Source organism: Streptomyces sp. NPDC007907 (assembly GCF_042959365.1).
In the GTDB taxonomy this organism is placed as follows: Bacteria; Actinomycetota; Actinomycetes; order Streptomycetales; family Streptomycetaceae; genus Streptomyces; species Streptomyces indiaensis.
Window position 1 is genome coordinate 515,720 of record NZ_JBIBKR010000001.1, and the last position, 16,321, is coordinate 532,040.

Sequence of the window (16,321 nt, forward strand, 5' to 3'; positions counted from 1 at the left end):
CATCGCGACTTCAGTAGCGGGGACAGGATTTGAACCTGCGACCTCTGGGTTATGAGCCCAGCGAGCTACCGAGCTGCTCCACCCCGCGCCGTTGTGTTCACAACCGTATCACGGCGCGGGACGAGCATCTGACCAGGCCAGGGCCCTAGCTGCTCGGCTTCGGGCTCGGACTGCCGCTGGCGCCGCTGCTCGGCTTGCCGCCGGGCTTGCTCTCGCCGCCCCCGGCACCGCCCGACCGGCTCGCCTCGGACTGCGCGTCCTCGGCCCGCCGCAGGGCGTCCTCAAGGTCCTTCTGCGCCTTGCCGTACGCCTCCCAGTCGTTCTTCTTCAGGGCCTCCTGGCCCGCGTCGAACGCCTTCTGGGCGTCCTCCAGGGCCTGTTGGACCGTCGGGTTGTCGGACGCCGGCGGCGGCTGGGTCGTGTCGCCCTCGTCCGGTGGCTCGGTGGTCGGGCCGTCCGCTCCGAAGACCTTGTTCAGGGCCTCGTCGAGGGTGTTCTCGAACGCCGTCTGGCCTCCGTAGGTGACCAGCACCTTGCGCAGCAGCGGGTACTTCAGCCCGCCACCGCGGACGTAGACCGGCTCCACGTACAGCAGTCCGCCGTCGAGCGGCACCGTGAGCAGGTTGCCGTACTCGACTTCGGAGTCGCCGCCTCTCAGGAGCCTGATGGATTCGGCGATGTCCTCTTGCGAGTTGAACTGGCTCTGGACCTGCTTGGGGCCGTTGACCGTGGTGTTGGTCGGCAGTTTCAGGATTCTGATCTTGCCGTAGTCGCCGGTGCCCGCCTCGGCGTCGACCGCCATGAACGCACTGAGGTTGTCACGTCCGTTGGGCGTGAACGTCGTCGTCAGCGAGAACGCCTGTGCCTGCTGGTCGGGCATCTTCATGCTCAGGTAGTACGGCGGCACCGCGCTGCCCGACCGGTTCGTCGGGTCGTCCGGCACCTGCCACACCTCGCTGCCGCTGAGGAACGTCGTCGCGTCCTTCACGTGGTAGCGCGTGAGCAGCTCCCGCTGGACCTTGAACAGGTCCTGCGGGTAGCGCAGATGGTCCATCAGGTCCTTGGAGATGTCGCTCTTGGGCTCGACCGTGTCCGGGAAGGCCTTCATCCAGGTCTTCAGGACCGGGTCCTTGGTGTCCCACTGGTAGAGCTTGACCTCGCCGGAGTAGGCGTCGACGGTCGCCTTCACCGAGTTCCGGATGTAGTTGACCTGGTTCTGCTGGGCCACCACCGCGCGGTTGTCGTTGGTGGCGGTCAGCGAGTCGGCCGTGGTGTCACCGAGCGTCGTACGCGAGGAGTACGGGTAGCCGTTCGTCGTCGTGTACGCGTCGACGATCCACTGGATGCGGCCGTTGACCACCGCCGGGTAGGCGTCGCCGTCGATGGTCAGCCAGGGGGCGACCGCCTCGACGCGCTCCTTGGGCGTCCGGTTGTACAGGATCCGCGAACCGTCGCCGATGGCACCGGAGTACAGGATCTGCGGCTCGCCGAACGCCACCGCGTACGCGGCCCGGTTGACCGGGTTGGAGAGATCGACCCCGCTGTCGCCCTTGTAGCTGGTGGTCTTCTCGCCGTTGTCGTCGGAGTAGTCGATCTCCTTCTGGGGACCGCCGACGATCGAGTACGTGGTGGTCTTCTCGCCGTAGTAGACCCGCTGCTCGTACGTGCCCAGGTCGCCCTTGGACGGCAGGTCGGACTCCGTGAAGTTCGGCCGGCCCTGGGCGTCGGCGCTGGTGCCCTCGGCGGCGACCACTCCGTATCCGTGGGTGTAACGGAAGTGGTTGTTGATCCAGTTCTTCTTCGGGATGCCCGCGAGGTTGATTTCACGCAGGCCGAGGACCGTGTCCTGGTCCTTGCCCTTCTTGGGGTAGCGGTCGACGTCCAGGTTGGTCGGGAACGCGTAGTAGTTCCTGATCTGCTGGAGCTGCTGGAACGTCGGCGAGACGATGTTCGGGTCCATGATCCGGATGCTCGCCGTGGCGGGGACGTCGTCGCGCAGCGTGGTCTTGTCCTCGGTCTTGCTCGTGCCCGAGTAGTCCGTGACCTTGGTGCCGTCGATGCCATAAGCCTGGCGCGTGGCCTCGAGGTTCTTCTCGACGTACGGCGCTTCCTTGGCCTGCTCGTTCGGCTGGACCTGGAACTTCTGCACGATCGCCGGGTACAGCCCGCCGATGAGGATCGCGGAGAGCACCATCAGGCCGAAGCCGATCACGGGCAGCTGCCAGGTGCGCCGCCAGATGGTGGCGAAGAACAGCAGCGCGCAGATCACGGCGATGCAGAACAGGATCGTCTTGGCCGGCAGGTAGGCGTTGGCGTCGACGTACCTCAGGCCCGTCCAGTTGTCGGTCGCCCTGAAGTCACTGGACTTCACCGCCAGTCCGTAGCGGTCGAGCCAGTACGCGACGGCCTTGAGAGCGACGAAGATGCCGATGAGCACCGACAGGTGCCCGGTGGCCGCGGCGGTGGCGCGGGCGCCGGGGCTCGTGACGCGCAGCCCGCCGTACAGGTAGTGCGTGAGCGCGGCGGCGATCAAGGACAGGATCGCCGCGGCGAAGCCGAAGCCGAGCAGGAACCGGTACCAGGGCAGGTCGAAGGCGTAGAAGGAGACGTCCAGCTTGAACTGGGGGTCCTTCTCGCCGAAGGGCACGCCGTTGACCCACATCAGCCACGTCCGCCACTGCCCGGAGGCGGAGGCGCCGGCGATCAGGCCCACGAGGGCGGTGATCCCGAGCAGCAGCCACTTCTTGTAGGGCGCGATGCCCATCCGATAGCGGTCGAGGTTCTGCTGCTCCATCGACATGGCGCTCAGCGGCGGCCGCAGCCGGTGCGCCAGCCAGATATTGAAGCCGACGGCGAGGGCCATGAGCAGGCCGAAGACGAAGAAGAGCCCGATCTTGGTCCACAGGGTGGTGGTGAAGACCGAGGAGTAGTTCACCGAGCGGTACCAGAGCCAGTCCGTCCAGAAGCCCGCGAACATGGTGAACGCCATGCCGAGAACGGCCAGGACGCCCAGCGTCATGAGCAGGGTCCGGACACGCCGGGACGGGCGGCCCACTCTCATCCGCGGCCCTGTCGGGCCTCCGCCGCGGTCCGGCATCTGGAAAGCCAAGGTGCGCACCTCGAAGTTCGCTGTTGATTCGTCAGGCCCGCGTCTTCACGGACCGTGCGTGGCCCCCCTGATCGTGGGCCCCCACCTATGCAACTTACTCACCGTTTACTCGGTTCCCGATTCCGGCCGGGAACGAGGCAGGATTGTGACCATGTCCAACACTCCCATGGCTGCGAACCCGCTCACCCGGGCCGTTCTCGAGATCGACGAGTACGTCTCCGGCCTCGGCTGGGACCAGTCAGCCCGCCTTTTCGCCCTCGTCGACACCGCACGGCTGCGGGCCGATGAGCCCTCGCTCGCCGACCGGCTCGGTCTCGGGGACGAGTCGGAGCATTCCGGCCTCACCCCGATCGAGCAGGACGAAGTGCCGACGGGCAAGCCGCTCGACGAGTTCCTCGCCACCATCGCCTGGCCCGACGCGGTGGCCGGCTGCGCCCTCGCCGTGGAGCGCCTGATGCTGCCGCCCTCCGCGGAGGCGCAGGTTCCGAAGGGTCTGAGCGAGGCCGAGCTCACGAAGTGGGTGGCCGACCACCCGGAGCGCCAGGAGGTCCGCATGACGGTGGCGGTGCTGCGCGACGGCACGCGTGAGTCGGCCCTGCGGCTGCGCGAGAAGGACTCACCCACCGAGGTCCTGACCGGCTCCGACCTGGTCCCCGGGCTGGCGGAGGCACTGTCGGCGACGTTCGAGGAGTAGCTCCGCGGGACCGTGCGGTGTGCCGCCCGGGTCTTCGGTCCCGGGCTAGTTACCGCACTTCGGCAGGTCGGCGGTGTCGCCGCTGCGGATGTCCTTCAGGGCGCCCAGGGCGTCCTTGATGGTGCCCACCTTGACCAGGGTGAGGCCGTCCGGGGTGTCCTTGGCGGCGGCCGCGCAGTTGTCGGCGGGCGTCAGGAAGTACTGCGCGCCCTTGGCCCGCGCGCCCACGGTCTTCATCTCGATGCCGCCGATCGGCCCGACCTTGCCGGCGTCGTCGATCGTGCCGGTGCCGGCCACGAACGTGCCGCCGGTCAGGCTGCCCGGGGTGAGCTTGTCGTAGATGCCGAGCGCGAACATCAGCCCGGCGCTCGGCCCGCCGACGTCCGCGAGCTTGATGTCGATGGTGAACGGGAAGGTGTGGTCGGTCCCCGCGGAGATCCCGACGATGGCGCGCTTCTCACCGGTGTCGTCGGACGTCGTGGTGGTCATGGTCACGTCCTGCGCCCCGGTCGGCGTCCGCTTCTCCTTCTCCGCGGCGGCCTGCTCCTTGGCGGGGACGATCGTGAAGCGGACCTGCTGGCCCGGCCTGTGCCGTGTGACGAGCTTGGCGACGTCGGCCGGCTCCTTCACGGCCGTACCGTCGACGGCCTTGATCACGTCTCCGGCGTGCAGCTTGCCCTCGGCCGGGGAACCCTTGACGACCGTGGAGACGATCACCCAGGACTTCACCGGGACGTCCAGCTGCTTCAGGGCGGCGACCTTGGCGCTCTCCTGGGACTGGCTGAACTCCTCGGCGTTCTCCTGGGTGGACTGCTCCTCGGTCTTGCCGTCCGGGTAGAGCGTCTCGTGCGGCACGACCTTGTTGTCGTGCGCGAGCCAGCCGTAGACGGCCTCGACCAGGTTCATCCGGTAGTCGGCGCTCGTCACCCGGACCGTCGTCATGTTCAGGTGGCCCCTGGTCGCGTAGGTCTTCCTGCCCGCGATCTGCAGCACCGGCTCACCGTCGTGATCGCCCAGCGTGTTCACCGTCGGCCCCGGTGACATCTCCGAGTAGGGCACGGGGATGAACACTCCCGCGCACAGGAGCGCGATCAGCATCAGGGTGGAGGCGAGCATCGTCGCGGTGCGGCGTGGCATGAGTCGACAGTACGGGACGGTCCTGTCAGCGCACCGTCAGGGCCGCCCGTCCGGGGCGACCCTGCCCTTCACACCATGTGTGACCTGCGGTTTCCTCGGTCTTCAGGCACCCGGCCGGGGCTTCTCCATGGCCTCGCGGAAGCGGGCGTAGCCGGTGAGCTCGGGCCCGTCGTTGCGGACCTTGCGGGTCCGGTTGGCCCAACTGCCCCACAGCCCCGCGCCGATGGCAGCCACAAGCGGAATCAGCAACCAGGCGAGCGCCGCCATGCCGACCTCCAACCCCTTCGAGCATCCGCAACTGACTGATCAGCAGATTAACGATCCGCAGTGACAACGCTCACGCCAGGGGTGCGGTTACGCAACCGGAGGCCGGCCTCCACAACCAGCCGGCGGGTACGGGCCCAGAAGGCGGACTCACGGGGGTCAGCAGGCGGGCCGAGGGGGTAGCAGGCGGACTCACGGGGGTCAGCAGGCGCCGACCCACTCCTCGGTGCCGTCGGAGAACTTCTGGTGCTTCCAGATCGGCACTTCGTGCTTGAGGTCGTCGATCAGCTTCCGGCAGGCCTCGAAGGCCTCCCCGCGGTGCGGGCAGGAGACGGCGACGACCACGGCGAGGTCCCCGACCCGCAGGTCGCCCACGCGGTGCACGGCCGCCAGGGCCCGCACCGGGAACTCGGCGGCGACCTTCTCGGCGATGCGCCGCATCTCGGCCTCGGCACTGGGGTGGCACGAATACCCCAGCTCGTCGACGTCGGCGCCTCCGTCGTGGTTCCGCACGGTTCCCACGAAGAGCGCGGTGCCGCCGGCCGCGTCGTCCCCGACGGCCCGGAACACCTCGTCCAGGGAGAGGGCCGAGTCCCGGATGCCGATCAGCTTGATCGGGTCCTGCGCGGCCTGCTCACCGGGGTGATCGTTCGTGGTTGCCATGCGTCCATCGTGCCGCACGCGACCGACAGCGCGGAATAGAGCTATCGCCCGGCACGCGCGCGTAAGCGTTTGGAGCCTTCTACAGGGGCGGCATCTTCAGTACATCTCACGCTGCAGAAGGCGTCTGCCGACTCCGTGCAGTCCGCAAAAGGGGTTCCTCAGATCCGCCGCCGGGCCTTGCGGGCCCGCCGCACCACCGCGGCGGCACCGAGCAGCGCCACCGTCGCGCCGGCGGCACCCGCGGCCGTCGCGTCCTTGCGGCCCAGCCGCCGTCCGGCGACGGTGTGCCGGCCGGAGACCTCCTCCAGGAGTTCCGCCAGCACCTCCTCGTTGGTGTACTGCGGCCGCCACCCGGCGTCGTGCAGCCGGCTGCCGCTCACCACCCAGGGGTACATCGTGTACGCCAGGTCCCCCGCCGGCGACGGCGTGAGCCCGATGCGGTGCAGCCGTGCCGCCGCACCCAGCGCGACCGCCGACGGCAGCTCCATCCGCCGGATCCCGCTGAGCTCCTCGACCTCCTCCTGCTCCAGCCAGCCGTCGCAGCCGACGGTCAGCTCGCCGTCGACCTTCTCCAGAACGGCGTACTCCAGCGCGCTGCACAGGTCGTCGACGTGGCAGAACTGCCACGCCGGGCGCGACCCGGCGACGACGAGGAGCCGGGGAGATTCGAAGTACCTGGTCAGTGCCGTGTCGGTGCCTCCGACCAGCACGGCCGGCCGTACCACGGTGACATTGAGCCCGGGGTGCGCCCGGGGCGCGCGCCGCGCGAGCCGTTCGATCTCCAGCAGGTCGCCGACGCCGGTCGCCTCGGCCGTGGCACGCAGCTCGGCGTCCTCGGACAGCGGCAGCTCGTTGTCGGGCAGCGCCCCGTAGACCATCGCCGAAGTGCACAGCACGACGCGGTGCACTCCGGCGGCCGCGGCAGCCGTGAGGACGGTTTGCGTCCCCCGTACGTTGTAGGCCGTTCGGGCGGCTGCGTCGGTTTCCAGGTCGAGGTCGAGCGCCAGGTGCACCACCACGTCGGCCCCGCGCAGTTTGTCCGCGATGGCCGGGTCCCGTACGTCCAGGATGTGCCACTGAGCCGCCGCGCACTCGCCGCGCCGCTCGTCGATGGCGAGGACCTGCTTGACCTCGTCGGATGCGGCCAGCCGCTCCGTGAGCAGGGCTCCGACGCCGTACGCGGCGCCGGTGACCGCGACGACGGGGCCGCGCGCCGCGGGACTCGCGGAACTGGTTGACTGGTTTCGCGCTGCGCGAACCTGCGGATCTGGGGAACTCACCGGGCGTCTCCAGCGGTTGTCTTCAGTACGAGCGCGTCCGACGCGTGCGTACCAGGTGGCATCCATCCTGCCGCAGGCCGTCACCCGGCGAAGCACCGAGGCCCGATCCGCCCCGGGTGTCTACGCTGGGTGGTGTTGTCGGGCAGCCGTGCCGCCGGAAAGAACCGGCGGCCCTACCAGCCGAGGAATCCCGTGAGTGACACCCCATTCGGATTCGGCCTTCCGCCGGAGGAGCCGGACGACGGCGACGAGGGCAAGAAGAAGGACCAGGAGAGCGGTGGTGGTCAGGGACCGGCCAACCCGTTCGGTTTCGGCGGCCTGCCCGGAGCCGGTGGCTTCGGCCAAGGCCCCGGCGGCCCTGGCGGCCCCGGTGCGGACAATCCGTTCGCAGCCATGTTCGGGTCGCTGAACCCCACCGACCTGGGCGCCGCGTTCCAGCAGCTGGGCCAGATGCTCTCCTACGAGGGCGGCCCGGTGAACTGGGACATGGCCAAGCAGATCGCCCGCCAGACGGTCTCCCAGGGCAGTCCCGACGGCACCAAGGACGCCAGTGTCGGCCCCGCCGACCGCAAGGCCGTCGAGGAAGCCGTCCGCCTGGCCGACCTGTGGCTCGACGACGCCACGTCCCTGCCCTCCGGCGCCGCCTCCGCGGTGGCCTGGAGCCGCGCGGAGTGGGTCGAGGCCACCCTGCCCGCCTGGAAGGAGCTCGTCGATCCGGTGGCCGAGCGCGTCGGCACCGCCATGGGCGATGTCCTGCCGGAGGAGATGCAGGCCATGGCCGGCCCGCTGATCGGCATGATGCGCTCGATGGGCGGCGCCATGTTCGGCACGCAGATCGGGCAGGCCGTCGGTGTGCTCGCCGGTGAGGTCGTCGGCTCGTCCGACATCGGCCTGCCGCTCGGGCCGGCCGGCAAGGCCGCGCTGCTGCCGGTCAACATCGAGACCTTCGGCAAGGACCTGAGCGTCCCCCAGGAGGAGGTGCGGCTGTATCTCGCCCTGCGCGAGGCCGCCCACCAGCGCCTCTTCGCGCACGTGCCGTGGCTGCGCTCGCATCTGTTCGGCGCGGTCGACGGCTACGCCCGCGGGATCAAGGTCGACACGGCCAAGCTGGAGGACGTGGTCGGCCAGTTCGACCCGCAGAATCCGGAGCAGCTGCAGGAAGCCCTTCAGCAGGGCATGTTCCAGCCGGAGGACACGCCCGAGCAGAAGGCCGCCCTGGCCCGTCTGGAGACGGCTCTGGCGCTCGTGGAGGGCTGGGTCGACGCGGTGGTCCACGCCGCCGCGAAGCCCCGCCTGGCGTCCGCCGACGCCCTGCGCGAGACGCTGCGCCGCCGCCGCGCCTCGGGAGGCCCTGCCGAGCAGACGTTCGCCACGCTGATCGGCCTGGAGCTGCGTCCGCGCCGCCTGCGGGACGCCTCCCGGCTGTGGGCCTCGCTCACGGACGCGCGCGGGGTCGACGGCCGGGACGCCCTGTGGCACCACCCGGACATGCTGCCGACCGCGACCGACCTGGACGACCCGGACGGCTTCGTGCACCGGGAGCAGATCGACTTCTCCGAGCTGGACAAGATGCTCGGCGAGGCGGCGGACAAGCCCGACCTCAAGAAGAAGGACGAGGGCGAAGGCGAGAGCAAGGGCGACGACGCCGGGTGAGCCTGTACGACGACGCGGTCCTCGTACTGAAGGGGCACGAGGACCAGACCGAGCTGCGCCAGGCCTATCTGGATCACTTGGCGGACCACCCGGACGGCCTGTGGAAGGCCTGCCACGCGGGCCACATCACAGCGAGCGCCCTGGTGATCGATCCCGAGGGCGGCCGGGTGCTGCTGACCCTGCACAAGAAGCTCCGGATGTGGCTGCAGATGGGCGGCCACTGCGAGCCAGGGGACGCTTCCCTCGCCGACGCCGCCCTGCGTGAGGCGACGGAGGAGTCCGGGGTCCCGGGTCTCTCCCTGCTGCCCGGCGGCCCGGTACGCCTGGACCGGCATCCGATCCCGCCGCCCTGCCACCGCCACTTCGACGTCCAGTACGCGGTGGTGGCGCCCCCGGACGCGGAGCACGCGATCAGCGACGAGTCACTCGACGTGCGCTGGTTCGGCTACGACGAGGTGGCCGAGGTCGCGGACGAGTCGGTCGTACAACTGCTGGCGGCGACCCGCGCGAGGCTCGGGGCTTGAACACCGGTAAGGGGCGGCCGCTCTTGCGGCCGCCCCTTACCTGTCGATTCTGACAATGGGCTGCGCCCCGTCAGGGGTGCGGGGAACTGCGCGACCAGCCACGGACGGTCCCCGGCCTGAGCGAGACCGCACAGCCCCTCGAACCCGAATCGGCCGACCCCGCGGAGCGCTCAGCTCCAGACGTTGCCCTGGTTCTGCCCCCGCGCTCCCTGCTGGCCCATGCCGTACTGCGCGGCGAGACCCGAGCCGATCTGGGCGTTCTGCGGCGGCAGCAGCTCACTCGGCTGGACCAGCGCGTGGCCGGTACCCATGAAGCTCAGCTCCCAGCCCTCACCGGTGCTGCCGCGGCGCCTCCACACCCCGGAGGAGTGCGTCTGGGCCTGCATCTGCACCCTCAGGCTCGTCGACCAGGCGACGATCGCGTCGGCGTCGCAGTTGACGTATTTGTCCGGCGTCACCTGCAACAGCAGCGGCATCCCGGAGGTCATCAGGGCGACCTTGCCCCGGCCGGAGATGTTGAGCTGGTACTTCCCGGAGCCGGAGATGCCGTACAGGCTGTCCACGGCGATGACCTCGTGGTGCAGGGAGGAGTCCATCGCCAGCACGTAGCTGCTGTCGACGGTGAGGCCGTCCTGGTCCACCTCCATGATGTGGACGTGCTGCTTGAGGTTGGCGAGGTAGACCGTGCCCTGCCCGTGGCAGCGCATGAGGTCCAGTCCCTCCCCGGTCTGCGCACGCGCGCGGGACTGCTGGTTGCTCTGGAACTCGGCGTCGAACTCCACGAGTCCCTGGTAGGCGACCATGGTGCCCTTGCGGGCCAGGACGTCGTCGTGGCCCTCCAGGGCGACCCGCAGCATCTGCTTGTTCTGCAGACTCCAGCGCTCCTGGGTCTGCTGCTCGTTGTAGGCGAAAATAGGGCTCTGCATGACGTGTGGCTCCCCCTCAGCCCCGGAACCGGAGACGGTCGGTGCTGTCCTCGCTGGGCTGGACGACGACGATGCCCTGACCGGAGAAGGCCATCTGGTAGGCCTCGCCGCTGCCGCGGCCGATCAGCGACTGCGCCCGGAAGCTGCGCTTGCCCTTCACCTTGAGGTTCGGGGACCAGGCGACGAGCGCGTCGGGGTCGACGTAGGTCTCGTCCTCGCCGCCTCCGCAGTCGACGACGATGGGCTTGCCCCGGGAGGTCAGCGCGACCCAGCCCTGGCCGGAGATCTTGGTGTTCCACAGGCCCTGCCCGGCGAACTTCGCCAGGCCCTTGACCCGCTCCACGCCCCATGTCAGGTGGGCGTCGAAGGCGAGCAGATTGGTGGCGTTGACCGAGATGCCGTCGCCGTTGAGGTTGATGACGACGACGTTCGCCCCGTAGTCGGCGAGGTAGAGCAGGCCGTCGCCGGAGCACTTCATCAGGGGCGCGCCCTCACCGGTGAGCCAGTCCTTGGCGATCTGGCGCACGGCCGGCGGGTTGGGCTCGTACTGCACGAACCCTTCGTAGGCGACCATCGACCCCACGCGCGCGAGGAGGTCGTTGCCCGTCTGCATGGCGACCTTCAACATGTGGTTGCCGTGGTTCTCCATGCGGGCGGTGACGGGGGCGGGGGCGTGGCCCGCGAGTTGCTGTGTCATGACGGGCTCCCTCAGACCTCGTAAGGCTGGACGACGATGAAGTTGCCGGGCGCTCCCCGGAACTGGAGGTTGACGCTCTCGCCCGTGTCACCGGGGTAGGCGTTGCGGCGCATGCGCACCTGGCTGGAGACGACGACCTGGGCGGCGGCCGACCAGGCGACCACGGCGTTGCAGTCGGCGAACGTGGTGGGCGTGACGGGCAGGACCACGGGCGTGCCGTGCGTCTTCACGACGATGGTGCCGGTGCCCTGGAACTGCATGGTGAACAGCGCGCCGCCGGGGATGCCGTGGCCCTCGATGCGCCGTACCTCGTAGGTGAGGCTCTCGTCGAAGGCGAGGACGTTCTCGGCCGAGACGCAGACGGCGTCGCCCTGCAGTTCGAGGGGGTGCAGCATGGTCGAGTTCTCGGCGAGGAACACCTGCCCCTGCCCCGTGCAGCGCATCAGCTGCATCTCCTGGCCGGTCGCGTTACCCACGATCCGGCCGGAGAACCCGGCGCCCTTGTAGCTGAAGTCGACCTTGCCCTGGTAGAGCACCATGCTGCCCTGCCGGGCCAGCACGGGCTGTCCGCCGATGCCGAGATCGACGCGGACGAGCTTCTTGTTCTGCTGCGTCCAGCGCTGCCCGGTGGGGGTCTCCTTGAACTGCTGGAGCGCGGCGGACACACCAGGGCCCTGAGGGGCACCCTGCGGAGCGGCGTGGGGCGCCTGTCCGTAGGGCGGCTGCTGGCCGTAGCCGGGGGGAGGCGTGGTCTGGCCATAGCCCGGGGGCGGCGTGGGCTGGCCGTATCCGGGGGGCGGAGCCGGGGCGTGGGGTGCCTGCGACGGGTGGGGTGCCTGGGGGTGGCCGTAGCCGGGAGGCGGCGGGGCCGTCTGGCCGGGGACCTGGCCATGGTGCGGCGGCTGCTGGCCCGGCTGGCCGTACGGTGCGGGCGCCGGGGCGGGAGGCGGCACCGGCGAGCCGCCGGGCGGGGTGTGCAGGGGCGCGACGATGGTCGGGGCGGCGTGCACCTGCGGTGCGGGCGCCGGAGGCGGCGTGTGGCCGGGCGGCGGTGCGAAGCCCTGCGCGGCGGGCTGGGGCGTGGGGGCCGGCTGGGCGGGAGGCGCGGTGGGTTCCGCAGTGGCCGGGACGCCGAACGCGGGCGGGGCGAAGGCGGGTGCGGCGCCCGCCTGCGGCTGCTGCGGAGCGGGCGCGGGGGTCTCCTCCTCGGCGACCTCGCCGCCGAAGTTCTTCAGCAGCGCGTCCAGGCCTCCGTCGAAGCCCTGGCCGACGGCGGCAAACCGCCAGACGTCCTTGAGGTAGAAGTCGCCCAGCATCACGGCCCGTTCGGTGGAGAACTCCGAGCCGTTGAAGGAATAGCGCGCCACCTCCTCGCCGCCCGCGACGATGCGGAGGTACCCGGAGGCGATCTGCGACATCTGTCCGGCGCCGTCGATCGTCGCCGTGAAGGACAGCTTCTGGATCTGCGGCGGGATCCGGTCGAGCGTCACCCGGAAGGACTCCGTGTCGCCCGCCTGGGCGCCCAGGAGCTGAATGGACTCCTCGGGGGACTTCGGCTGGTTGAAGAAGACGAAGTACCGGTCGTCCGAGAGCCGTTCGTCGGCGTCGAGGCCGAAGCAGCTGATGTCGAAGGTCAGTCCGGGGCCGGCGATCTGTACACCTACGTACAGATCCGTGCCCGCGGTGAGGTCACTGATCCTGGCCTTGTGGCCGCGTTGGAATTCCCTGGCCATGCGTAACGACCGTCCCCCATCCAGAACGTGAGTGCGTCGCGCCAGGCTAACGGCAAACTCGGACACCGGACGAGGTCGGTACAGAGCCGGTACACAACGCCCGCACGGCCGTATCGGCTGTTCGCTCGCGGAAAGCGGTCGGTCACCCGGCGGGCGTCTCACCCCGGGCGCCCGGCACATGGGGCAACCGCTCGGCGGCGACCACGCCTTCGAGATATCCACGGGCCCGTTCCGTGCGCGGATAGGCCTCGAGGAGTTCCCAGAAGCGAGGACCGTGTCCGGGAACGAGCAGATGGGCGAGTTCGTGGACGAGGACGTAGTCGACGACGTACTCGGGCATGCCCTGGAGGCGGTGCGAGAGCCGGATGCTGCCCTCGGCGGGGGTGCAGGAGCCCCAGCGCGTGTTCTGGTTGGTCACCCAGCGCACCGACGCGGGCCGGGCCCGGCCGTCGAAGTACTGGGCCGAAAGACGCCGGGCCCGCTCGGCCAGCTCGGCGTCGCCGAGGGCCCGCTTGCTCTCCTGGGCGGCGAGCTTGTCGAGCATGACGGTCACCCAGCGCTGCTCCTCCGCCTTGGACATCCGGGCGGGGATGAGCACCACGGTGCGATCGCCCTCGCGGTACGCGGAGACCGTTCTGCGTCGGCGGGTACTCCTGCGGACCTCGATCGCGCTCGCCCTCGAGCCGCTCGGCGGCTGGCTCGTCGTGCTGCGCTGTGCGGTTCCGGCGCGGTGCAGTGGGTCGGCGGGCACGCCCCGACGTTACCCGCTGCACACGGGGAAGTCCCGACGCCGGGACGGTTCGGTGCCGCCCCTCCCACCGCCGCCGGATTTGTACGACCTGGTGCCGGCACCCTTTGACCCCGGTCGCCCGATTAGTGCGACGAGTAAGACGAATACCCACAGCTGTGGATAACTTTCAGCAGCGTGCGGCGGAGTTGGGCATGCTGGATCTCGTCGGCGAAGCGACGGCGAGGCCGGTCCGGGACCAGGGGCCGTGCCCCCGCGCTCGTGACCGCCGGCGCACGGGGACGATCTACGGCATACGGGGGCCTGTCATGCATCCGATGGTGAAACCCGCGCTCAAGCGCGGCTGGCGCGACCTCAAGACCGTGCAGTTCGGGATGACACCGGCTCATGCGATGACGCTGGGCCCGATGGACCTGGCGTCGGGCAGCTTCCTGGACCTGCTGAACGGCACGCGTGGTCTGGAGCTGCTGCGTGCGGAGGGACGTCGCATGGACCTGCCCGACGGCCATGTAGACAGGCTGGTGCAGGGGCTCGCGCGGGCCGGGCTGCTGGATGACGCCCGCGGCGGCGGGCCGGCCGCCGACGCCCTGCGGAAGAAGAAGGGTGTCCTCGACCGGCTGCGCCCCGACCTGGCCTCCCTCTCCCTGACGACTTCGGCCCCGGGCGAGGCCATGGGGCGGCTGGCCGCGCGGCGCTCGCAGCGTGTACAAGTCCGAGGGGCGGGCCGGGTGGGTGCCGTGCTGGCCTCGTTGCTGGCCGGGGCGGGCGTGGGCGGGGTGGAGGTGATGGACGGCGGCTGCGTGGAGCCGTCGGACGTCGCGCCGGGCGGCCACCCCGCGGACGCCGTCGGCGACCGCAGGGACGAATCGGCCCGCCGCGCCGTGCGCAGAGTGGCCCCGGACCGGCCGCCGCGCCGCACGTCGGCAGGGGTGTCCTCCGAGGGAGGCGACCTGGGATTCTCACTGGTGGTTCTCGCGCCGCGCGACGACGTCGCCGTGTACGCGCCGGACCCGGCCGATGCCGAGTCGCTGAGGGCCGCCGGGACGTCCCACCTGTACGCCGGGGTCGTGGAGGGCACCGGTCTTGTCGGGCCTCTCGTCCTGCCCGGCGAGACGGGATGTGCGGGATGTCTCCACGAGAGCCGCACCGATCTCGACCCGGCCTGGCCGCGTCTGATCGCCCAGTGGCGCTCCGGCAGGCAGCGGCAGGTCCGGCCGTGCGACCTGACACTGGCCACGACCGTGGCCGGGCTGGCGGCCGCCCACGCGCTCGCGTTCCTGGACGGCCGGGCCCCCTCCAGCGTGGGGGCACGCTGGGAGTGCTCCGTCCCTGGTCTCCACTGGCGTGCGCGGCCGGTCCGGGCGCATCCGGGGTGCTCGTGCGCGGCGGCGGAGAGAGGAAATGGGGAGCACCTCTCGGAGGACGGGGGGTCGCACGAGACAATGGCTGTGCAACGGCCGTCGGAGCAATGCCGTGAGGCAGAGGCGGAGCGGCCGGCTGGGACTTGGAGGGCGCATGTCTGATCTTCCCCGGAAGGCGGTTACCCGGACCGCCAAGCTCGCCGCGCTCCCGCTCGGCATCGCCGGGCGGGCGACCTGGGGATTCGGCAAGCGGATCGTCGGCGAGTCCGCCGAGCTCGTCGGACGCGAGCTGCAACAGCGCACGGCGGAGCAGCTGTTCAAGGTGCTCGGTGAGCTCAAGGGCGGCGCGATGAAGTTCGGCCAGGCCCTGTCCGTCTTCGAGTCGGCGCTGCCGGAGGAGGTGGCCGGCCCCTACCGGGCCGCGCTGACCAAGCTCCAGGAGGCGGCGCCGCCCATGCCGACCCGGACCGTGCACGCGGTGCTGGAGGAGCGGCTCGGCGAGGGCTGGCACGAGCTGTTCCTGGAGTTCGAGGACAAGCCCGCCGCTGCGGCCTCGATCGGCCAGGTCCACCGGGGGGTGTGGCACGACGGGCGCGAGGTGGCGGTCAAGGTGCAGTACCCGGGCGCCGGCGAGGCCCTGCTGTCGGATCTGAACCAGCTGAGCCGCTTCTCGCGCCTGCTCGGTCCGCTGATCCCCGGCATGGACATCAAGCCGTTGATCGCGGAGCTGAAGGACCGCGTCTCGGAGGAGCTGGACTACGGCCTGGAGGCGCAGGCCCAGCAGGCCCACGCGGAGGAGTTCACGGACGACCCGGACGTGCTCGTGCCGCAGGTGGTCCACCAGTCCGACCAGGTCCTGGTGACCGAGTGGATCGACGGCATCCCGCTGTCGGAGATCATCTCGGACGGCACCCAGGAGCAGCGCGACCGTGCCGGTCAGCTTCTGGCCCGCTTCCTGTTCTCCGGCCCCGCCCGCACGGGGCTGCTGCACGCCGATCCCCACCCGGGCAACTTCCGGCTCCTGCCGGGTGGCCCGGACGGTGAGGACGACTGGCGCCTCGGTGTGCTGGACTTCGGCACGGTCGACCGGCTCCCGGGGGGCCTGCCGGCCACCATCGGCGAGTCCCTGCGGATGACCCTCGACGGGGAGGCCGAGGCGGTCTACGAGCTCCTGTGCGCGGAGGGGTTCGTCAAGGAGACCATAGAGCTGGACCCGGACGCCGTCATGGACTACCTGCTGCCGATCATCGAGCCGGCCCAGGTCGAGGAGTTCACCTTCACCCGGGGCTGGATGCGCAGCCAGGCGGCACGGGTCGCCGACCCCCGCTCCCCCGCCTACCAGCTCGGCAAGCAGCTCAACCTGCCCCCGTCCTATCTGCTGATCCACCGCGTGACGCTGAGCACGATCGGCGTGCTGTGCCAGCTGGGGGCGACGGTGAGGCTGCGCGAGGAACTGGAGGAGTGGCTGCCGGGCTTCGTCCCGGAGGACCCGGCCGACGGCGAGGAGGCCGTGGCGCAGGCGTGAGTCCCGG

14 protein-coding genes and 1 tRNA gene are annotated in these 16,321 nt (G+C 70.4%); 5 read left to right on the forward strand and 10 right to left on the reverse strand.

Going from position 1 to position 16,321, the window contains the following annotated elements:
* Positions 1 to 14: 14 nt before the first annotated feature.
* Both ACFZDI_RS02390 and ACFZDI_RS02395 read right to left on the reverse strand, forming a co-directional pair.
* Positions 15 to 88: transfer RNA gene (locus ACFZDI_RS02390), tRNA-Met, on the reverse strand.
* Positions 89 to 145: 57 nt separating this feature from the next.
* Positions 146 to 3,097, reverse strand: coding sequence for a UPF0182 family protein (locus ACFZDI_RS02395; protein ID WP_391248006.1), 2,952 nt, complete (start codon positions 3,095 to 3,097; stop codon positions 146 to 148).
* A gap of 163 nt (positions 3,098 to 3,260) precedes the next feature.
* Here ACFZDI_RS02395 and ACFZDI_RS02400 point away from each other — a divergent pair, with 163 nt between their 5' ends.
* A complete protein-coding gene (locus tag ACFZDI_RS02400; RefSeq protein WP_234845825.1) occupies positions 3,261 to 3,803 on the forward strand; it encodes a PPA1309 family protein in 543 nt (180 codons plus the stop codon).
* A 45-nt stretch (positions 3,804 to 3,848) separates the two neighbouring features.
* Here the strand turns inward: ACFZDI_RS02400 and ACFZDI_RS02405 are convergent, their stop codons facing one another.
* The 4 genes from ACFZDI_RS02405 to ACFZDI_RS02420 form a co-directional block, all read right to left on the reverse strand.
* On the reverse strand, positions 3,849 to 4,940 hold the full coding sequence (locus ACFZDI_RS02405; protein ID WP_391247208.1) for a PDZ domain-containing protein: 1,092 nt from the start codon (positions 4,938 to 4,940) through the stop codon (positions 3,849 to 3,851).
* 102 nt (positions 4,941 to 5,042) lie between these two features.
* A complete protein-coding gene (locus ACFZDI_RS02410) occupies positions 5,043 to 5,174 on the reverse strand; it encodes a hypothetical protein (RefSeq protein ID WP_358611243.1) in 132 nt (43 codons plus the stop codon).
* A gap of 231 nt (positions 5,175 to 5,405) precedes the next feature.
* Entirely contained in the window at positions 5,406 to 5,867 is a 462-nt protein-coding gene (locus ACFZDI_RS02415) for a molybdenum cofactor biosynthesis protein MoaE (RefSeq protein WP_031108363.1), read from the reverse strand.
* A gap of 158 nt (positions 5,868 to 6,025) precedes the next feature.
* The gene (locus tag ACFZDI_RS02420) at positions 6,026 to 7,147 is read right to left on the reverse strand and encodes an SDR family oxidoreductase (RefSeq protein WP_361120050.1); all 1,122 of its coding nucleotides are present in this window, start codon (positions 7,145 to 7,147) and stop codon (positions 6,026 to 6,028) included.
* A 192-nt stretch (positions 7,148 to 7,339) separates the two neighbouring features.
* Between ACFZDI_RS02420 and ACFZDI_RS02425 the strand changes: the two genes are divergently transcribed.
* Positions 7,340 to 8,800 carry a zinc-dependent metalloprotease gene (locus tag ACFZDI_RS02425; RefSeq protein ID WP_234845829.1) on the forward strand — a complete coding sequence of 487 codons (1,461 nt, stop codon included), beginning with the start codon at positions 7,340 to 7,342 and terminating at the stop codon, positions 8,798 to 8,800.
* Positions 8,797 to 9,324, forward strand: a complete 528-nt coding sequence (locus ACFZDI_RS02430) for an NUDIX domain-containing protein (RefSeq protein WP_391247210.1) — start codon at positions 8,797 to 8,799, stop codon at positions 9,322 to 9,324. The genes ACFZDI_RS02425 and ACFZDI_RS02430 overlap by 4 nt, the downstream gene beginning before the upstream one ends.
* Positions 9,325 to 9,494: 170 nt before the next feature.
* Here ACFZDI_RS02430 and ACFZDI_RS02435 read toward each other — a convergent pair whose 3' ends face one another.
* From ACFZDI_RS02435 to ACFZDI_RS02450, 4 genes are all read right to left on the reverse strand, one after another.
* Positions 9,495 to 10,250: an AIM24 family protein gene (locus ACFZDI_RS02435; RefSeq protein WP_234845831.1), complete on the reverse strand. Its 756-nt coding sequence runs from the start codon at positions 10,248 to 10,250 to the stop codon at positions 9,495 to 9,497.
* A 16-nt stretch (positions 10,251 to 10,266) separates the two neighbouring features.
* Positions 10,267 to 10,947 (reverse strand): AIM24 family protein, encoded by a 681-nt coding sequence (locus ACFZDI_RS02440; RefSeq protein WP_234845832.1) that lies wholly within the window; start codon positions 10,945 to 10,947, stop codon positions 10,267 to 10,269.
* An 11-nt stretch (positions 10,948 to 10,958) separates the two neighbouring features.
* A complete protein-coding gene (locus ACFZDI_RS02445) occupies positions 10,959 to 12,680 on the reverse strand; it encodes a TerD family protein (protein WP_391247213.1) in 1,722 nt (573 codons plus the stop codon).
* Positions 12,681 to 12,822: 142 nt separating this feature from the next.
* Positions 12,823 to 13,431, reverse strand: a complete 609-nt coding sequence (locus ACFZDI_RS02450; RefSeq protein ID WP_234850979.1) for a M48 family metallopeptidase — start codon at positions 13,429 to 13,431, stop codon at positions 12,823 to 12,825.
* A 305-nt stretch (positions 13,432 to 13,736) separates the two neighbouring features.
* On the opposite strand from ACFZDI_RS02450, the gene ACFZDI_RS02455 reads away from it, so the two are divergent.
* Together ACFZDI_RS02455 and ACFZDI_RS02460 are read left to right on the forward strand one after the other, a co-directional pair.
* Complete coding sequence (locus ACFZDI_RS02455; RefSeq protein WP_391247215.1) at positions 13,737 to 14,951, forward strand: ThiF family adenylyltransferase; 1,215 nt, start codon at positions 13,737 to 13,739, stop codon at positions 14,949 to 14,951.
* On the forward strand, positions 14,944 to 16,314 hold the full coding sequence (locus ACFZDI_RS02460) for an AarF/ABC1/UbiB kinase family protein (RefSeq protein ID WP_234850637.1): 1,371 nt from the start codon (positions 14,944 to 14,946) through the stop codon (positions 16,312 to 16,314). The genes ACFZDI_RS02455 and ACFZDI_RS02460 overlap by 8 nt, the downstream gene beginning before the upstream one ends.
* The last annotated feature ends 7 nt before the right edge of the window (positions 16,315 to 16,321 follow it).